The following is an 18,871-nucleotide window of genomic DNA, read 5'->3' as shown; positions in this document are numbered from 1 at the left end:
TAGTCTACCTGTAGGCTGCCGCCCCGAACGCGTTGCGTATCGGGCCGGCCGGGAAGGTTCATCCCCTGCCACAGGGGGTTATTGAGGAGCTCGCATGACCAAACAACACGCCTTTACTCGGGAAGACCTGCTGCGCTGCAGTCGCGGTGAGCTGTTCGGCCCAGGTAATGCGCAACTGCCCGCGCCGAACATGCTGATGGTCGATCGCATCACCCATATCAGCGAAGAAGGCGGCAAGTACGGCAAAGGTGAATTGGTCGCCGAGCTGGATATCAACCCGGACCTGTGGTTCTTCGCCTGCCACTTCGAAGGCGACCCGGTCATGCCGGGCTGCCTGGGCCTCGACGCCATGTGGCAGCTGGTGGGCTTCTTCCTCGGCTGGCAGGGCCTGCCGGGCCGCGGCCGCGCCCTGGGTTCGGGCGAGGTGAAGTTCTTTGGCCAGGTACTGCCTGAGGCCAAGAAAGTCACGTACAACATTCACATCAAGCGCGTCCTGAAGGGCAAGCTGAACATGGCCATCGCCGATGGCTCGGTCAGCGTCGACGGCCGCGAGATTTACACTGCCGAAGGCCTGCGGGTCGGCGTGTTCACCTCCACTGACAATTTCTAAGGGTTATTCGCATGCGCCGCGTCGTTATCACTGGTCTGGGCATCGTGTCGTGCCTGGGCAATGACAAAGCTACCGTCACCGAAAACCTGCGCAACAGCCGTCCGGGTATCCGTTACAACCCGGAATACAAGGAAATGGGGCTGCGTAGCCAGGTTTCCGGGTCCATCGACCTCAACCTCGAAGAACTGATCGACCGCAAGGTCTACCGTTTCGTCGGCCACGCTGCTGCCTACGCCTACCTGGCCATGCAGGACGCGATCAAGGACGCCGGCCTGACCGAAGAGCAGGTTTCCAGCCCGCGTACCGGCCTGGTAGCCGGCTCTGGCGGCGCCTCGACCCTGAACCAGATGGAAGCGCTGGACACCCTGCGCGAGAAAGGCGTCAAGCGCGTCGGCCCATACCGCGTTACCCGCACCATGGGCAGCACCGTTTCGGCGTGCCTGGCCACCCCGTTCAAGATCAAGGGCATCAACTACTCGATCTCGTCGGCCTGCGCCACTTCGGCTCACTGCATCGGTACCGCGCTGGAGCAGATCCAGTGGGGCAAGCAAGACATCGTCTTCGCCGGTGGCGGTGAAGAAGAGCACTGGAGCCAGTCGTTCCTGTTCGATGCCATGGGCGCTCTGTCGACCAAGCGCAACGAAACCCCGGAACTGGCCTCGCGTGCCTACGACGCCGACCGTGATGGCTTCGTCATCGCTGGCGGTGGCGGCATGGTGGTGGTCGAGGAGCTGGAACACGCCCTGGCCCGTGGCGCCAAGATCTACGCCGAAATCGTTGGCTACGGCGCCACGTCCGACGGCTATGACATGGTTGCCCCGAGCGGCGAAGGTGCCATCCGCTGCATGCAGCAGGCACTGTCCACCGTCGACACCCCGATCGACTACCTGAACACCCACGGCACCTCGACCCCGGTCGGTGACGTTGCCGAAATCAAGGGCGTTCGCGCCGTGTTCGGCGACAAGGCACCGAAGATCAGCTCGACCAAGAGCCTGTCGGGCCACTCGCTGGGCGCTGCTGGCGTGCACGAGGCGATCTACTGCCTGCTGATGATGGAAAACAACTTCATCGCCGGCTCCGCCAACATCGACGAACTGGACCCGGAGGTCGCCGACCTGCCGATCCTGCGCAAAACCGAAGAAAACGCCAAGATCGACACGGTCATGAGCAACAGCTTCGGCTTCGGCGGCACCAACGCCACCCTGGTGCTCAAGCGCTGGGAAGGCAAGTAAGACGCTGCTGCGGTAATCGAAAACGCCCCGACTGGTTCGGGGCGTTTTTATTTGTGTTGCCTAGGTAAAACAGCCAGAAAATTATCCCGCGCCACCTTTTTGGCCACCTCTTCCGGCAAGGCATCCAGAAACGGCCTGAACCCGTGCATCTGCTCCCCCAGGCTGCCAAATCGCCCCACCACGTCCGACCCCAGCATGAAACGCTCCGGGTACTGTTCGACCAACGCCACCCACTCCTTGCGCGGCACGCCTTTGTCGTCCAGCAGATACGGCTCCAGCACACTCCACGACAGGTCCACATACAGGTTCGGGTAGTCCTCCAGCAGCCGCGTCAGCACCGGCAGCAGAAAGTCCATCTGCGTCTGGTGCCGGTGTATCTCCATGCTGCTGCCGGCGTGCGCCCAGATAAACCGCGTGTGCGGGTGATTACGCAGCGGCTCTTCGATTTCCGCCAGGTACAACGGGTTGCGCTCGCGCTTGGAGGTGATGTTGGAATGCAGCAACACCGGCAGGTCACGCTCGGCCGCCAGGTGGTAGATACGCGTCATGGCTTCGTTGTTAGCGCGCGGCGTGTCGCCACTGGTCAGCGCTGTCAGGTCGTCGTGCCGGGTGAACACCTCGCCAATGCCCTGCCACAACCCCGGATACAGGTCGAGCATCCGCTCGATGTGGCTGACTGCGTTCTTGTCTACCGGGTTGAAGCCCGTCAGAAACGGATGAAAGCGCTTACGCTGCTCTTCCGGCAATGGCTGCAGGGCTGCGGCCACATAGGTATCGGTCGCGCTGTACCAATAGGCATCGGCATCGTCACCGGCGTAATAGCGTGGGCGTTTGGGCTCGTCCTCATGCCACTTCTTGGCCACCGGTATGCCGGAAATCATCGACTGCTCGATACCGGCAGCATCCATGGCCTTGATCAATGCCGCCATGCCTTCGCTTTCCTGGAAGAAGTCGACGTAGTGCAAGTGGGCATCGCTGTAGCGGTAGTCGCGCGCCTGCGCCGCCTGGCACAGCCAGCCAGTCAACAACACGCAGGCCAGCGCTTTGGCAATCATGGGCAGCTTCCTTCCAAGGGGGCGAAAACAGTAGACCGGCCGTTAAGCGAGACGGTTCAGCCGAAGCGGGCAAACCGCTATGCTGGAGGCATTTCCACTTCGCCTGGAGCCCACCCCATGAGCAGCCCCCTGATCATCCGCCCGCGCGCCGAATCGGTCGAGGGCCAGCCGATCCTGCGCCCGCTGCCAGCGGCCCAGTGCCGCAGCGTCGGACCGTTCGTGTTTTTTGACCACATGCTGGAAACCGACTATGCCCCAGGGCATGGCATGGACATCCGCCAGCACCCGCATATCGGCCTGTCGACCCTGACCTACCTGTTCGAGGGCGCGATCCTGCACAAGGACAGCCTCGGCTCAGCACAGCGGGTATTGCCCGGCGATGTCAGCTGGATGACGGCTGGCAGCGGCGTGGCCCATGTGGAGCGTACGCCCGACGACGCCTTGGCTCATGGCTCGCGCCTGCATGGCTTGCAGGTATGGCTGGCCTCGCCGCGTGAACATGAACAAGGCGCGGCAAGCTACAGCCATCACCCGGCGGCAAGCCTGCCAGTCAGTGAAAACCTGGGGGTGCGCATTTGCATGATTGCCGGTAGCGGGTTCTGCCTGGAATCACCGGTGCCGGTGCTGTCCCCTACCCTTTATGCGCATGTGCGGATGCAGCCGGCAACCACCTTGCAGGTACCGACCGAGCATGCGCAACGAGCGCTGTATCTGCTGGATGGTGAGCTGCTGTTGAACGATGAAGACGTGGAGCCGTGCAGCCTGGTGGTGCTGCCGGAAGGTGAAGAGGTGCTGCTCTATGCAGAGGAAGAGTGCCAGCTGGTGCTGATTGGCGGCGAGCCTTTGGATGGACCGCGGCGAATGAACTGGAATTTCGTGGCCAGTGACCCGGAGCTGATCGAGCGGGCCAGGGCAAGGTGGGCGGCGGGGGATTGGCCGACGGTGCCGGGGGAAACCTCCAGGATCGAGTTGCCGAGGTAATTGGGGCCGCTTTGCGGCCCCAAATCACAGTCAGCGCTGGAACACTTCAGTCAGCAGGTTATGCATCGAACGGAACGCCCGCTCCGAGGTGCGCCGGTCATACTGCATCTTGCCCGGCACATTGGCACTCGGGTCGGTAAACGAGTGCACCGCCCCGCCATAGCTCAGCAACTGCCAATCCACCTTGGCCGCGTTCATCTCGTCTTCAAACGCCGGCAACTGCTCCTTCGGCACCAGCGGGTCGGAAGCCCCATGCAACACCAGCACCGAGCCCTTGATGCGCTTGGCATCCTCCGGGTTTGGCGTATCCAGCGTGCCATGGAACGACACCGCGGCACGCAGATCGGCACCGGTACGGGCCAGCTCCAGAGCACAGCAGCCACCAAAGCAGAAGCCAAACGTGCCGACCTTGCCTGGCTCCAGCAGCGCCTTGGACTGCCCCAACAGCTGCGCCAGGGCTTCCTGCATGCGCTTGCGCAGTTCGCCCCGGTCGTTCTTCAGCGGCATCATCGCCGCGCCAGCCTCGTCGGCGTTAGACGGGCGCACCGACTGCCCGTACAGGTCGGCAATCAGCACCACATAGCCCTTCTCGGCCACTTCCTTGGCAATGCGCTCAGCCCCTTCGCCAATGCCCATCCAGTTCGGCGCCATCACCAGACCTGGACGGCCCAGCGCCCCTGGCTCATAGACCAGGCGGCTTTCGTAGGTTTTGCCGGACAGGTGATAAACCAGCGATTCGACGATTACCTTGCTCATCAAGCACTCCTTAGGCACTTATTCTAAAAAGCCCGCCATGAAAAAAGCCCGCCGAAGCGGGCTTTCCCAAGCATCAACTCAAGCAGACAGCTCGACCAGCAGCTTGTTCAGGCGACGAACGTAGGCCGCCGGGTCCTTCAGGCTATCGCCGGCCGCCAGGGCAGCCTGATCGAACAGGATGTGCGACAGCTCGGCGAAGCGGTCTTCGCTCTGCTCGTTGTCCAGCTTTTCGATCAGCGGGTGGGTCGGGTTGAACTCGAAGATCGGCTTGGATTCCGGCACCTTCTGCCCGCTGGCCTCCAGAATCTGACGCATCTGCAGGCCCAGGTCCTGCTCGCCAATGGCCAGAATCGCTGGAGAATCGGTCAGGCGGTGCGACACGCGCACTTCAGCCACGCTGTCACCCAGCGCGCCTTTCAGGCGCTCGACCAGGCCTTCCTTGTCCTTGGCCACTTCTTCCTGGGCTTTCTTGTCTTCTTCCGAATCCAGCTTGCCCAGGTCCAGGTCGCCACGGGCGACGTCGACAAAGGCCTTGCCGTCGAACTCGTTGAGGTAGCTCATCAGCCACTCGTCAATGCGGTCGGTCAGCAGCAGCACTTCGATGCCTTTCTTGCGGAAGACTTCCAGGTGCGGGCTGTTCTTGACCTGCGCATACGACTCGCCGGTGAGGTAGTAGATCTTGTCCTGGCCTTCTTTGGCACGGGCCAGGTAATCGGCCAGGGCGACGCTCTGCTCGCCACTGTCGTCCTGGGTGGAGGCAAAGCGCAGCAGGCTGGCGATTTTCTCCTTGTTGGCGAAGTCTTCGGCCGGGCCTTCCTTCAGCACCTGGCCGAAGTTTTTCCAGAAGCCTTTGTACTGCTCGGGCTCGTTCTTCGCCAGTTTTTCCAGCATGTCGAGCACGCGCTTGGTCAGCGCGGTCTTCATCGAGTCGATGATCGGGTCTTTCTGCAGGATTTCACGCGACACGTTCAGCGACAGGTCGTTGGAGTCGACCACGCCCTTGATGAAGCGCAGGTACAGCGGCAGGAACGACTCGGCCTGGTCCATGATGAACACACGCTGCACGTACAGCTTCAGGCCGCGCGGTGCTTCGCGCTGGTACAGGTCGAACGGCGCGCGGGCCGGCACATACAGCAGCGAATTGTATTCGAGCTTGCCTTCGACCTTGTTGTGGCTCCAGGCCAGCGGGTTTTCGAAGTCATGACCGATGTGCTTGTAGAACTCCTGGTACTCCTCGTCCTTCACCTCGGTGCGCGAACGGGTCCACAGGGCGCTGGCACGGTTGACGGTTTCCCACTCTTCGGCCGGCTGTTCTTCGCCTTCGGCGGCTGCTTGTTCTTTCGGCAGCTGGATAGGCAGGGCGATGTGGTCGGAGTACTTCTTGACCACGTTGCGCAGGCGCCAGCCATCGGCAAACTCTTTTTCTTCCTGCTTCAGGTGCAGGACGATGCGGGTGCCGCGCTGTGGCTTGTCGATGGTGGCGACTTCAAACTCGCCCTCGCCTTTCGACGACCAGTGCACGCCTTCGGCGGCCGGCTGACCGGCACGGCGGCTGTACACGTCGACCTTGTCGGCCACGATGAACGCGGAGTAGAAGCCCACGCCGAACTGACCGATCAGGTGCGAGTCCTTCTTCTGGTCACCGGTGAGGTTCTTCATGAAGTCGGCAGTGCCGGACTTGGCAATGGTACCCAGGTGGGCGATGACGTCTTCACGGCTCATGCCGATGCCGTTGTCTTCGAGGGTGACGGTACCGGCGTCCTTGTCGAAGCTCAGGCGAATCTTCAGGTCGGCGTCGCCCTCAAGCAGTTCTGGCTTGGCCAGGGCTTCGAAGCGCAGCTTGTCGGCCGCGTCGGAGGCGTTGGAAATCAGCTCCCGCAGGAAGATTTCCTTGTTCGAGTACAGCGAGTGAATCATGAGGTGCAGCAGTTGCTTTACCTCGGTCTGGAAGCCCAACGTTTCCTTTTGTGTTTCCACAGTCATGGTCTTCGAAACTCCGATCTGATGGCAGTGGGCGCCTGGCGGCCGGTTCGGCCTGCGTTAGCGGCGGATGTCATTCAGATGGGGGCTGCCCGGATGATTTCAAGGGCTTTTCCGGTTCGATCTTGAAATGCGCGCGGGCCGTGGCAATGGGCGATTGCCTGTCGCCCTGCCAGGCGGTAATGGCGACATTCGTCACCCGTCGCCCTTGGCGCCATAGCTGGCACTGGGCGTAGGTATCGCGAAAATGCCCGGCTCGCAGGTAGTCGATGGAGAAATCGATGATTTTCGGGATGCTCGCACTTTCGCTGTAGATCAACAGGTACAAGGCCGCAGACAGCTCCATGAACCCCGCAATCACACCACCGTGGATGGCGGGCAGCAACGGGTTGCCGATGTTGTCCGGGCTGGCCGGCAGGCGGAACAGCAGGTCGTCGCCCTGACGCTCGCATTCGATACCAATCAGCCCGGCGTAAGGGATCAGCGCCAGCAATGGGCCGTAGTCGCCCACCGCGTGGGCGGCGTTGAGCTGTTGACGAACCGCATGTGGAATCATGCCCCGCCCTCCTTCAGGCTATTGCCGAAACGGATACCGCCCTTGATCTCCTGCCCCAGGCGCATGAACGTGCCCACCACCTGGCAAATCGGCTGTTCGGGATCGTCCTGGTAGGCGGTACCCCGGGTGAAGATCACGTCGCGGGTCACCCGGTAGCACTGGGCATGGCCGTAGATGTCCTTGCCGGCTTCGGCCGGGTGCATGTAGTCGATGCGCAGGTCCAGTGTCGGGCACACCTCGAAGCGCGGCAGCACGCACAGCGTGGCCATGCCGCAGGTGGTGTCCATCAGCGTGGTCAGGGCACCGCCATGCACAGCCCCGGTCTGCGGGTTGCCGACAATAGCTGCCGACCAGGGCATGACCAAGGTCATGCCATCGGCATCGGCTTTCGCCACACGCATCTGCAGTAACTGACAATGTTTAAGCGCCGAGAGAAAACGCTCGGCCATGGCCATCAAGGTTGAATCGCTCATTCGCTGTTTCCACCCGTACTGCCTCAGCGGCATAAAATCGTTAAAAAGTCTATATAGAACGGGGCGTTATATATCTGTAACCTTCGCGGAACTTATTCCGCGTAGTTGCACTCGAAGGAACAAGTCACTTATTCCACCAAGGAGAAACACCCCCATGCGTAAACCTTTTGCTTTTGCTCTGATGCTGGCCGCTGCCATGGGCCTGGCCGCTTGCGATAAAGCGAGCGAAGACAAAGCCCAGGACGCACAGCAACACGCCGAGCAAGCCCAGGAAAAAATGGGTGAAGCTCAGGATAAAATGAACGAGGCCGCCAAGGAAAACGCCGAAGCCGCCAAAGATCAGGCTGAAGCCGAGCAGAAGGCTGCTGAAGAAGCCGCTCCGGCTACTCCGGCTCCAGAAGCCGCCCCAGCCGCTCCGGCGACTGAAGCTGCCCCTGCTGCTCCGGCAGAACCAGCCAAGCAGTAATTGGCTAAAACAAAAAAACCCGACGCTGTCGGGTTTTTTTGTGCCTGCAACTTAAAGATTAAACGTTTCAGTTGCCCGCCACGGTACTTTCCCTGCCCGGTTCATTAGGCACACTTTCCGTGGGTGTGAACACCATCACATCCAGCACATCCGAATGGAACTCGCGGCGATACAAAATAAAGACTACGCCGACACTCATGACCATGAACAACCACGGGCTGATGAACCAGCTCAACATGGCCATGCCGAAGTAGTACGAGCGCAACCCCAGGTTGAACTGGTTGGCCGCCAGCGACAGCACACGCGCCGCCCGCGAGGCGAAGGCCTTGCGCTCCAGTTCATTGACCAACCGTTCACCGATCATCGGTGCCGAACCCACCAGCACGGCGGCAAAGTTGTACTGGCGCATGCACCAGCTAAAGGTGAAAAAGGCGTAGACGAAAACCGTGGCCAGGCACAGCAACTTGATCTCCGACATGCCTTGGGAGGTCTGTTGCACCAACGGCAGGTCGGCCAGCAGCGACAGCGCTCGGTCAGAGGCACCGAGCACGGTAAGGATGCCGGCAAGAATGATCAGCGTGCTGGACGCAAAGAACGATGCGTTGCGCTCAAGGTTGCCGATTACGCTGGCATCGGCGATTCGGTTGTCGCGCAACAGCATGCGGCGCATCCAGTCTTCACGGTACAAATGCAGCACGCTGGCCAGGCACGCGGTGTCACGCCCCTTCCAGATGGCATAACGGGTATAACCGCCCCAGCACAGGGCAAACCAGGCGATGGCCAGCAGGTTGTTGAAGTTGCTTTGGATGAAGTTCATGCAGGGTTCCCGAATGGGCCAGATGCCTAGAGGATAGGGACCGGATTTCGACGCTGGCAAGCGGCAAAAGGCACAAGTCCGCCCTGAAAAACGCACTGATCATGCCGCCAATAAAAAAACCCCGCATCCTTCCGGATACGGGGCTTTCGAGTCTGGGCCGTTGGCGGGCACCCTGTTGGCTTGTGGCCGGTGCCGCCCTCAGGCGTCGACTATCAGGCCAGCGCTTCGCGCGGCTTGCCGAGCATGCGGTCGCAGGCCACGGCACCCACCAGGGTCACCACCGAAGGCACCAGCCAGGCCAGGCCTTGGTCGCTCAGCGGCAGGTGCGCCATGAAGTCCGGCAGCACATGGGCAATGCTGCTGCCCTTGATCGCGTCAACCATGCCGAACACCAGCGACACCAGCATCACCGGCGCCAGAATGCGGGTCGGCGAGTTCCACAGGTCCTTCACGAAGCTCAGGCCAACCACCACGATGCAAGGTGGGTAGATGGCGGTAAGCACCGGGATCGAGAACATGATCAGCTTGGTCAGGCCCAGGTTGGAGATCAACAGCGAGAAGCCCGCCAGGATCACCACCAGTGCCCGGTACGACAGCGGCAGAATCTGGCTGAAGTACTCGGCGCAGGCGCAGGTCAGGCCGACAGCGGTCACCAGGCAGGCCAGCGCAATCAGCACGGCCAGGAAGCCGCTACCCAACGAACCGAAGGTGTGCTGCACATAGGCATGCAGAACCGCCGCACCGTTGGTGGCGTCAGCCGCGATGTCGTGGCTGGTGGCACCCAGGCGGAACAGGCTGATGTACACCAACGCCAGGCCGACACCGGCGATCAGGCCGGCGATGATGGCGTAGCGGGTAATCAGCTTCGGCGACTCGACACCGCGCGAACGGATGGCGTTGACGATGACGATACCGAACACCAGGGCACCCAGGGTATCCATGGTCAGGTAGCCATCGGAGAAGCCCTTGGAGAACGCAGCGGCGGCATAGGCAGGCTGTGCCTCGCCAATGGTACCGGCTGGCAGCGCGAAGGCAGCAATGCCCAGCACGGCCAAGGCGATGATCTTCAACGGCGCCAGGAAGCGGCCCACGGTGTCGAGCAGTTTGCCCGGGTACATGGACACCGCCAACACCACGATGAAGTAGACCAGGCTGTAGATAAACAGCGCCAACGGGCTTTCACCAGTCAGCGGCGCCACACCCACTTCGAACGACACGGTCGCCGTACGCGGAGTCGCGAACAGCGGGCCGACCGACAGGTAGCACACAGCCGCCAGCAGGCCGCCGAAGAACTTGCCGATCGGGCTGCTCAACGCATCCATACCGCCGCCGACCTTGGCCAGGGCGACCACGGTAATGACCGGCAGGCCCACGGCGGTCACCAGGAAGCCCAGTGCAGCCATCCATACGTGCGGGCCAGACTGCAGACCGACGATAGGCGGGAAGATGATATTGCCTGCACCTACGAAAAGCGCAAACGTCATAAAGCCAAGCGCCAGGATGTCCTGGCCTTTGAGAACTTTCATTTAAGGTAGTACCACACTGCTGAAATCGGGATTCGAGAGGGGATTTCCCTATGGGTGAGGGAAATGCTGCCCGGCTTTATAGGCCAGACCCGTTTAGCGTGTCGTTCCCTTTTGGGGAGCGGGCACAGAGTGAACGCGTAGACTAACCGTTTTACCCGACAAACGCACTGTTACAGTGCTGCTTGTCCGATGTGCGTACATGTTTGTCGTCTGGATATCTGTGTCGGGCGATAATTTATTGCCAATTAGTGCGAATGTCTGGTGGAAAAACCTGATGAGGGCTATCGAATTTTCCACCTTTACAAAAATGCCCAACGCCAAAACGACAAAGGCCACCCGAAGGTGGCCTCTGTGCGCGTGGGGGGTGTAGCAGTATTACTTCTTGGCTTCCCAGCCAGTCAGCTCGGCCAGGGCCTTGCCGATGTCAGCCAGGGAACGCACGGTTTTCACACCGGCGTCCTGCAGGGCGGCGAACTTCTCGTCCGCAGTGCCCTTGCCGCCGGAGATGATGGCGCCGGCGTGGCCCATGCGCTTGCCCGCAGGTGCAGTAACACCGGCGATGTAGGAAACGACTGGCTTGGTCACGTGGGCCTTGATGTAGGCCGCAGCTTCTTCTTCAGCCGAACCGCCGATCTCACCGATCATGACGATCGCTTCGGTCTTCGGGTCTTCCTGGAACAACTTCAGGATGTCGATGAAGTTGGAGCCCGGGATCGGGTCACCGCCGATGCCGACGCAGGTCGACTGGCCGAAGCCGGCGTCGGTGGTCTGCTTCACAGCTTCGTAGGTCAGGGTGCCGGAGCGCGAAACGATACCGACCTTGCCTGGCAGGTGGATGTGGCCTGGCATGATGCCGATCTTGCACTCGCCCGGGGTGATGACACCTGGGCAGTTAGGGCCGATCAGGGTAACGCCCAGCTCGTCGCACTTGACCTTGGCATCCAGCATGTCCAGGGTAGGAATGCCTTCGGTGATGCACACGATCAGCTTGATGCCGCCGAAGGCCGCTTCTAGGATCGAGTCTTTGCAGAACGGAGCCGGTACGTAGATGACCGAAGCGTCAGCGCCGGTAGCTTCCACGGCTTCCTTGACGGTGTTGAACACCGGCAGGCCCAGGTGGGTGGTGCCACCCTTGCCTGGGGTTACGCCGCCGACCATCTTGGTGCCGTAGGCGATGGCTTGTTCGGAGTGGAAAGTACCCTGCGAGCCGGTGAAGCCCTGGCAGATGACTTTGGTGTCTTTATTGATCAGGACGCTCATTACTTGCCCTCCGCAGCTTTGACAACTTGTTGAGCAGCGTCGGTCAGGCTGGTTGCCGCAATGATGTTCAAACCGCTTTCTGCCAGTACTTTAGCGCCCAGTTCGGCGTTGTTACCTTCAAGGCGAACAACAACCGGAACTTTAACGCCGACTTCTTTCACTGCACCGATGATGCCTTCGGCAATCATGTCGCAGCGAACGATGCCGCCGAAGATGTTGACCAGAACGGCCGCGACATTGCTGTCGGACAGAATGATCTTGAACGCTTCGGTAACGCGCTCTTTGGTAGCACCGCCGCCAACGTCGAGGAAGTTGGCCGGCTTGCCGCCGTGCAGGTTGACGATGTCCATGGTACCCATGGCCAGGCCGGCACCGTTGACCATGCAGCCGATGTTGCCTTCAAGGGCAACGTAGTTCAGTTCGAACTTGGCAGCGTGGGCTTCACGGGCGTCGTCCTGCGACGGGTCGTGGAAGGTTTTCAGCTTAGGCTGACGGTACATGGCGTTGGCGTCGATGTTGATCTTGGCATCGAGGCAGTGCAGGTCGCCGTCGGCCTTGATCACCAGCGGGTTCACTTCCAGCAGCGCCAGGTCGTGATCCTTGAACAGCTTGGCCAGGCCCACGAAGATCTTGGCGAACTGTTGAACTTGCTTGCCTTCCAGGCCCAGCTGGAATGCCAGCTCGCGACCCTGGAACGGCTGAGCGCCGACCAGTGGGTCGATGGTGGCCTTGAGGATTTTCTCAGGCGTTTCGTGAGCGACTTTCTCGATGTCCACGCCACCTTCGGTGGAAGCCATGAACACGATACGGCGGCTCGAACGATCGACTACAGCGCCCAGGTACAGCTCTTTGGCGATGTCAGTGCAGGATTCGACCAGAATCTTGGAGACGGGTTGACCGTTGGCATCAGTCTGGTAGGTAACCAGGTTCTTGCCCAACCACTGTGCAGCGAACGCCTTGGCGTCTTCCTTGCTGCGAACCAGCTTTACGCCGCCCGCTTTGCCGCGACCACCTGCGTGAACCTGGGCTTTTACCACCCACTCGTTCCCGCCGATCTTGTCGCAGGCTTCTGCAGCTTGCTCAGGGGTATCGACTGCGAAACCCTTGGAAACTGGCAGGCCGTATTCAGCGAACAGCTGCTTACCCTGATACTCGTGAAGATTCATGCTTTTTACCGTCTTCGTTAGGTACTGCGCTTCGGCGCTGCGCCATTACTGGCGCCGCACCACCTGTGACCGTTGACCCCGGGTTTTCCCATGTGATCCGGTCCGGCGGACGTTCCGCGGTGAGTCATGCACGCAAGACTCACGACGGGCTGCCCGCCGTGGTTTCTTATAATTAACGCTTCTTACGGTTGGCCACGTGAATGGCGCCGCCATTCACTGCCAGCGCTGCTTCATGCAACGCTTCGGACAGGGTTGGATGGCTGAAGACCATCATGCCCAGATCCTCGGCACTGGTGCCGAATTCCATTGCGATTGCGCCCTGCTGCACCAGTTCGGCAGCCGATGGGCCAATCACGTGTACACCCAGGACGCGATCGGTCTTGGCATCGGCGATGACCTTGACGAAACCACCGGTGTCGTTGGCTGCCATCGCACGGCCGCTGGCCGCGAACGGGAAGGTGCCCACGTTAACCTCAACGCCTTCGGCCTTCAAGGCCTGTTCGGTCTTGCCGACCCACGCAATTTCCGGGTGGGTGTAGATAACCGAAGGGATCAGGTCGTAGTTCATCTGGGCCTTGTGGCCTTTGATGCGCTCGACAACCATGATGCCCTCTTCCGAGGCCTTGTGGGCCAGCATCATGCCGCGTACCACGTCACCGATGGCGTATACGCCCGGCACGCTGGTAGCGCAGTAGTCGTCGACGAAGATGTAGCCACGCTCGTCGATGGTCACGCCGCTGTCGGCCGCCAGCAGGTCGGTGGTTACAGGGCGACGGCCGACCGCAACGATCAGCTTGTCGAAGGTGATCTTCTGCTCGCCTTCGGCGTTGGTGTAGGTCACTTCAACTTCGTTACCGTTGACTTTCGAGCCGGTGACGCGAGCGCCCAGCTTGATGTCCAGGCCTTGCTTGGTCAGGGTCTTCTGGGCTTCTTTCGACACGGCGGTGTCGGCAGCCATCAGGAAGGTGTCCAGGGCTTCCAGAACGGTGACTTCAGCACCCAGGCGAGCCCAGACCGAGCCCAGCTCCAGGCCGATCACGCCGGCACCGATAACGCCCAGGCGCTTCGGTACGGCCTGGAATTCCAGGGCGCCGGTGGAGTCGACGATGACGTTCTGGTCGACCGGAGCCGGCGGAATGTCGATCGGGCGCGAGCCGGAAGCCAGGATCACGTTCTCGGCTTCGATGACTTCGGTGGTGCCGTCAGCCTTGGTAACTTCGACTTTCTTGCCAGCCAGCAGCTTGCCGTGGCCCTGGATCGAAGTAACGCCGTTGGCCTTGAACAGGGTGGCAACGCCACCGGTCAGGTTCTTGACGATGCCAGCCTTGCGGCCAACCATCGCGGCGACGTCCATCTTCACTTCGCCAGTGGAGATACCGTGGATGTTGAAGCTCTCTTTGGCTTCCTTGTATTTCCAGGAGCTGTCCAGCAGCGCCTTGGAAGGAATGCAACCTACGTTCAGGCAGGTACCGCCGAGGGCCAGCTTGCCCTCGGCGTCGGTGTACTTCTCGATACAGGCAGTCTTCAGACCAAGTTGGGCAGCCTTGATGGCAGCCACATAGCCGCCAGGACCTGCACCAATCACCACTACGTCGAATTTCTGGGTCATAAAAGATTCCTTATCAGCTACAAGCTACAAGCCGCGAACCGCGCGGCATGGCTTCTTGCGAAGCCAGGGCCGGCACGGTACGCAGCCAGAGGGTTAGATGTCCAGCAGCAGGCGAGACGGATCTTCCAGCAGGTTCTTGATGGTGACCAGGAAGGTTACCGCTTCCTTGCCGTCGATCAGGCGGTGATCGTACGACAGCGCCAGGTACATCATCGGGCGAATCACGACCTGGCCATTGATGGCCATCGGGCGCTGGATGATGTTGTGCATGCCGAGGATGGCGGCCTGCGGCGGGTTGACGATCGGGGTCGACATCATCGAACCGAAGGTACCACCGTTGGTGATGGTGAAGGTGCCGCCGGTCATCTCTTCGATCGACAGTTTGCCGTCACGGGCCTTCTTGCCGAAGGTGGCGATGCCGTTCTCGATTTCAGCCAGGCTCATCGACTCGGCGTTACGCAGTACCGGTACCACCAGGCCACGGTCGCTGGACACGGCAACACCGACGTCGGCGTAGCCGTGGTAGACGATGTCGTTGCCGTCGATCGAGGCGTTGACAGCCGGGAAGCGTTTCAGGGCTTCGGTGGCGGCCTTGACGAAGAACGACATGAAGCCCAGGCGTACGCCGTTGTGGGTCTTCTCGAACAGGTCCTTGTACTTCGAACGCAGGGCCATGACTTCGGTCATGTCCACTTCGTTGAAGGTGGTCAGCATGGCCATGCTCGACTGGGCTTCGACCAGACGCTCGGCGATCTTGGCGCGCAGGCGGGTCATCGGGACGCGCTTCTCGGTGCGGTCGCCAGCAGCGACGACAACCGGGGCAGCAGCAGCGGCAGCAGGCTTGGCAGCCGGGGCAGCGGCAGGCGCCGACTTCTTGTTGGCGACGGCAGCTACGACGTCTTCCTTGGTGATGCGGCCACCTTTGCCAGTGCCTGCAACGGCAGCCAGGTCGATGCCGTTTTCTTCAGCCAGCTTGCGCGCGGCCGGGGCAGCGATCGGGTCGTCTTCGCCAGCATCGGCAGCAGCGGCAGCCGGAGCAGCAGCGGCCGGGGCAGCAGCAGGTGCAGCGGCGGCAGCGCCGCCTTCAACGATCGAACCCAGCACTTCGTCGGACAGGACGGTGTCGCCCTCGCCCTTGACGATGGCGCCCAGCACGCCGTCGGCGGTGGCCAGTACTTCCAGGACGACCTTGTCGGTCTCGATGTCGACGATCAGCTCGTCACGCTTGACGGCTTCGCCCGGCTGCTTGTGCCAGGTGGCAACGGTGCCATCGGCAACCGATTCCGGGAAGGTTGGGGCTTTGATCTCGATAGCCATTATCAGTGTTTCCTTAAATTCGGTTTCAGGTGCGCGAAGGCGTTAGACAGTGAAGGCGTCTTGCAGCAGTTTTTCCTGCTGTTCGGCGTGCTTCGAAGCGTAACCACAGGCTGGCGCGGCAGAAGCGTCGCGGCCGGCGTATTCCAGGACCAACGCCTTGTTGTGGCGGCCCAGGATACGGCGCATGTGGTGCTGGCTGCTGTACCAGGCGCCCTGGTTCATCGGCTCTTCCTGACACCAGACCGCATGCTTGAGGTTGGTGTACGGTGCCAGGATTTCGACCAGGTCGTCCTCCGGGAACGGATACAGCTGCTCGATACGCACGATGGCGATGTCTTCGCGGCCTTCGGCACGGCGTTTTTCCAGCAGGTCGTAGTAAACCTTGCCACCGCACAGGACCAGGCGTTCGACCTTGGCCGGATCGAGGGTGTCGATTTCCGGGATCACGGTCTGGAACGAGCCTTCGGCCAGGTCTTCCAGGGTCGAGATGGCCAGCTTGTGGCGCAGCAGCGACTTTGGCGTCAGCACGATCAGCGGCTTGCGCAGCGGACGGATGACCTGACGACGCAGCAGGTGGTAGATCTGAGCCGGGGTGGTCGGTACGCACACCTGGATGTTGTGCTCGGCGCACAGCTGCAGGTAACGCTCCAGACGCGCGGAGGAGTGCTCCGGGCCCTGCCCTTCATAACCGTGTGGCAGCAGCATGGTCAGGCCACACAGACGGCCCCACTTGTGCTCGCCGCTGGTGATGAACTGGTCGATCACCACTTGCGCACCGTTGGCGAAGTCGCCGAACTGGGCTTCCCAGATCACCAGCGCGTTCGGCGTGGTGGTCGAGTAGCCGTATTCGAAGGCCAGTACGGCTTCTTCCGACAGGAAGGAGTCGTACAGATCGAAGCGCGGCTGCTCCGGGAACAGGTTCTTCAGCGGTACGTAGGTGCTGGCGTCCTTCTGGTTGTGCAGCACCGCGTGACGGTGCGAGAAGGTGCCACGGCCGATGTCCTGGCCGGTCATGCGGATTGGGTGACCTTCGAACTGCAGGGTGGCGTAAGCCATGGTCTCTGCATAACCCCAGTTGATCGGCAAGCCACCGGCCTGCATCTTCTGGCGGTCTTCGTAGATCTTCGCGACCTGGCGCTGAACGACGAAGCCTTCCGGGATTTCCAGCAGCTTGGCCGACAGGTCTTGCAGGGTCTTGAGGTCGAAACGGGTGTCGTGACGTGCGGTCCAGGCATGGCCCAGGTACGGGCGCCAGTCGACGAACAGCTCGCGGTTCGGCTCCTTCACCAGGCTCTTCACAACGTGCAGGCCGTTGTCCAGCGCGTTGCGGTACTCGTCGATCTTGGCCTGGGCGCGCTCGGCATCGATGCGGCCGGCCTGGATCAGTGCATCGGCGTACAGCTCACGGGTAGTGCGCTGCTTGCTGATTTGCTGATACATCAGCGGCTGGGTACCGTTTGGCTCGTCGGCCTCGTTGTGGCCGCGACGACGGTAGCAGACCAGGTCGATCACCACGTCACGCTTGAACTGCATGCGGTAGTCGATGGCCAACTGGGTGACGAACAGCACCGCTTCCGGGTCATCGCCGTTCACGTGCAGGATCGGCGCCTGGATCATCTTGGCAACGTCGGTGGCGTACTCGGTAGAGCGCGCGTCCAGCGGGTTGCTGATGGTGAAACCTACCTGGTTGTTGATCACGATGTGCACGGTGCCGCCGGTCTTGAAACCGCGGGTCTGCGACATCTGGAAGGTTTCCATGACCACGCCCTGGCCGGCGAACGCTGCGTCGCCGTGGATCGAGATCGGCAGTACCTTGTCGCCAACGGTGTCGTTGCGGCGGTCCTGACGGGCGCGCACCGAACCTTCGACCACTGGCGATACGATTTCCAGGTGGGACGGGTTGAACGCCATGGCCAGGTGCACTTCGCCACCGGCGGTCATCACGTTCGACGAGAAGCCCTGGTGATACTTCACGTCACCGGAGCCCAGCTCGTTCATCTTCTTGCCTTCGAACTCGTCGAACAGCTCGCGCGGGTTCTTGCCGAAGGTGTTCACCAGGACGTTCAGACGGCCACGGTGGGCCATGCCGATCACGACTTCCTTGGTGCCGTAGGAGCCGGAACGCTGGATCATCTCGTCCAGCATCGGGATCAGGCTTTCGCCGCCCTCAAGGCCGAAACGCTTGGTGCCCGGGTACTTGGTGCCCAGGTATTTTTCAAGGCCTTCACCGGCAGTCACGCGCTCGAGCAGGTGAGCCTGCACGTCAGCGGAAAACTCCGGACGGCCGCGCACGCTTTCCAGGCGCTGCTGGAACCAGCTGCGCTGCTCGGAATCGACGATGTGGGTGAACTCGGCACCAATGGTGCGACAATATGTCTTCTGGAGCGCCTCGAAGATCTCGCGTAGGCTCGCCTCCTCTTTGCCGATGAACAGGTCGCCGGCACGGAAGGTCGTATCAAGATCGGCATTGGTCAAGCCGTAGTGATTGATCGACAGGTCTACGGGCGCAGGACGCTGCCACAACCCCAACGGGTCGAGCTTGGCAGCCTGATGGCCGCGCATACGATAGGCCTGGATCAGTCGCAGAACTTCAACCTGCTTCTTCTCGTGTTCACTGCTCACGCTCCCGGCGGATACCGGTTGGGCGCGGCGCTGGTTCTTTGCCAGCAGTACGAAATGGTCGCGGATTGTCGAGTGCGATACATCGGTAGCGGTGCTGCCGTCGGCGGGCAACTTCTGGAAGTAGGTGCGCCACTCTTCTGGCACAGCGTTAGGGTCGTGCAGGTAGAGCTCGTAGAGTTCTTCCACATATGCAGCGTTACCACCTGAAAGGTGGGCGCTTTCCCACATGCGCTGCATCACGCTTTCTTGCATGCTTGGTCACCCTCGATTAGGGGACTGATCGGCGAGAGCCACAGCAAACCTGGAAAAGTCCGAATACAGCGACTGAACCACGCCACTTGGATCCTGCTGATTTTCCGGGTACCAGCCCGGAAAGCCCCTGCTGGTCTCATATCTTCATAGGTAATGAACGCAGGCTTTGTGGGCCCTTGTTCGGGTTTTACCT

At 61.1% G+C, this 18,871-nt stretch carries 16 protein-coding genes; 4 read left to right on the top strand and 12 right to left on the bottom strand.

Going from position 1 to position 18,871, the window contains the following annotated elements; all coding sequences use genetic code 11:
* Positions 1 to 94 precede the first annotated feature (94 nt).
* Both fabA and fabB read left to right on the top strand, forming a co-directional pair.
* Positions 95 to 610 carry a 3-hydroxyacyl-[acyl-carrier-protein] dehydratase FabA gene (gene fabA / locus A0O30_RS11170; protein WP_003251509.1) on the top strand — a complete coding sequence of 172 codons (516 nt, stop codon included), beginning with the start codon at positions 95 to 97 and terminating at the stop codon, positions 608 to 610.
* 11 nt (positions 611 to 621) lie between these two features.
* The gene (gene fabB, locus A0O30_RS11165) at positions 622 to 1,842 is read left to right on the top strand and encodes a beta-ketoacyl-ACP synthase I (RefSeq protein WP_019099700.1); all 1,221 of its coding nucleotides are present in this window, start codon (positions 622 to 624) and stop codon (positions 1,840 to 1,842) included.
* A gap of 47 nt (positions 1,843 to 1,889) precedes the next feature.
* Here fabB and A0O30_RS11160 read toward each other — a convergent pair whose 3' ends face one another.
* A complete protein-coding gene (locus A0O30_RS11160) occupies positions 1,890 to 2,897 on the bottom strand; it encodes an amidohydrolase family protein (protein ID WP_105946504.1) in 1,008 nt (335 codons plus the stop codon).
* Positions 2,898 to 3,014: 117 nt separating this feature from the next.
* Between A0O30_RS11160 and A0O30_RS11155 the strand changes: the two genes are divergently transcribed.
* On the top strand, positions 3,015 to 3,878 hold the full coding sequence (locus A0O30_RS11155) for a pirin family protein (RefSeq protein WP_105946503.1): 864 nt from the start codon (positions 3,015 to 3,017) through the stop codon (positions 3,876 to 3,878).
* 30 nt (positions 3,879 to 3,908) lie between these two features.
* Here A0O30_RS11155 and A0O30_RS11150 read toward each other — a convergent pair whose 3' ends face one another.
* The 4 genes from A0O30_RS11150 to A0O30_RS11135 form a co-directional block, all read right to left on the bottom strand.
* On the bottom strand, positions 3,909 to 4,634 hold the full coding sequence (locus tag A0O30_RS11150; protein WP_105946502.1) for a dienelactone hydrolase family protein: 726 nt from the start codon (positions 4,632 to 4,634) through the stop codon (positions 3,909 to 3,911).
* A gap of 78 nt (positions 4,635 to 4,712) precedes the next feature.
* On the bottom strand, positions 4,713 to 6,617 hold the full coding sequence (gene htpG, locus A0O30_RS11145) for a molecular chaperone HtpG (RefSeq protein ID WP_105946501.1): 1,905 nt from the start codon (positions 6,615 to 6,617) through the stop codon (positions 4,713 to 4,715).
* Positions 6,618 to 6,687: 70 nt separating this feature from the next.
* Positions 6,688 to 7,170, bottom strand: coding sequence for a PaaI family thioesterase (locus A0O30_RS11140; RefSeq protein ID WP_016711641.1), 483 nt, complete (start codon positions 7,168 to 7,170; stop codon positions 6,688 to 6,690).
* A complete protein-coding gene (locus A0O30_RS11135; RefSeq protein WP_105946500.1) occupies positions 7,167 to 7,643 on the bottom strand; it encodes a PaaI family thioesterase in 477 nt (158 codons plus the stop codon). Before A0O30_RS11135 ends, A0O30_RS11140 begins: the two co-directional genes overlap by 4 nt.
* Before the next feature lie 154 nt (positions 7,644 to 7,797).
* On the opposite strand from A0O30_RS11135, the gene A0O30_RS11130 reads away from it, so the two are divergent.
* A complete protein-coding gene (locus A0O30_RS11130) occupies positions 7,798 to 8,109 on the top strand; it encodes a hypothetical protein (RefSeq protein WP_016711643.1) in 312 nt (103 codons plus the stop codon).
* 67 nt (positions 8,110 to 8,176) lie between these two features.
* Here A0O30_RS11130 and A0O30_RS11125 read toward each other — a convergent pair whose 3' ends face one another.
* The 7 genes from A0O30_RS11125 to A0O30_RS11095 all read right to left on the bottom strand — a co-directional run bounded on the left by A0O30_RS11125 (position 8,177) and on the right by A0O30_RS11095 (position 18,678).
* The gene (locus tag A0O30_RS11125) at positions 8,177 to 8,926 is read right to left on the bottom strand and encodes a DUF599 domain-containing protein (protein WP_016711644.1); all 750 of its coding nucleotides are present in this window, start codon (positions 8,924 to 8,926) and stop codon (positions 8,177 to 8,179) included.
* Between the two features lie 212 nt (positions 8,927 to 9,138).
* Entirely contained in the window at positions 9,139 to 10,452 is a 1,314-nt protein-coding gene (gene brnQ, locus A0O30_RS11120; RefSeq protein ID WP_016711645.1) for a branched-chain amino acid transport system II carrier protein, read from the bottom strand.
* 375 nt (positions 10,453 to 10,827) lie between these two features.
* Entirely contained in the window at positions 10,828 to 11,712 is an 885-nt protein-coding gene (gene sucD, locus A0O30_RS11115; protein ID WP_003254203.1) for a succinate--CoA ligase subunit alpha, read from the bottom strand.
* A complete protein-coding gene (gene sucC, locus A0O30_RS11110) occupies positions 11,712 to 12,878 on the bottom strand; it encodes an ADP-forming succinate--CoA ligase subunit beta (protein WP_003254205.1) in 1,167 nt (388 codons plus the stop codon). Before sucC ends, sucD begins: the two co-directional genes overlap by 1 nt.
* A gap of 172 nt (positions 12,879 to 13,050) precedes the next feature.
* The gene (lpdA, locus tag A0O30_RS11105; protein ID WP_105946499.1) at positions 13,051 to 14,487 is read right to left on the bottom strand and encodes a dihydrolipoyl dehydrogenase; all 1,437 of its coding nucleotides are present in this window, start codon (positions 14,485 to 14,487) and stop codon (positions 13,051 to 13,053) included.
* A gap of 93 nt (positions 14,488 to 14,580) precedes the next feature.
* A complete protein-coding gene (gene odhB, locus A0O30_RS11100; RefSeq protein ID WP_105946498.1) occupies positions 14,581 to 15,804 on the bottom strand; it encodes a 2-oxoglutarate dehydrogenase complex dihydrolipoyllysine-residue succinyltransferase in 1,224 nt (407 codons plus the stop codon).
* Between the two features lie 42 nt (positions 15,805 to 15,846).
* Complete coding sequence (locus tag A0O30_RS11095) at positions 15,847 to 18,678, bottom strand: 2-oxoglutarate dehydrogenase E1 component (RefSeq protein WP_105946497.1); 2,832 nt, start codon at positions 18,676 to 18,678, stop codon at positions 15,847 to 15,849.
* Positions 18,679 to 18,871: the final 193 nt, after the last annotated feature.

It is taken from the genome of Pseudomonas sp. LLC-1 (assembly GCF_002992185.1).
In the GTDB taxonomy this organism is placed as follows: domain Bacteria; phylum Pseudomonadota; class Gammaproteobacteria; order Pseudomonadales; family Pseudomonadaceae; genus Aquipseudomonas; species Aquipseudomonas monteilii.
Note: the sequence above shows the minus strand (reverse complement) of the source record. Positions and strands in the feature narration are given on the sequence as shown.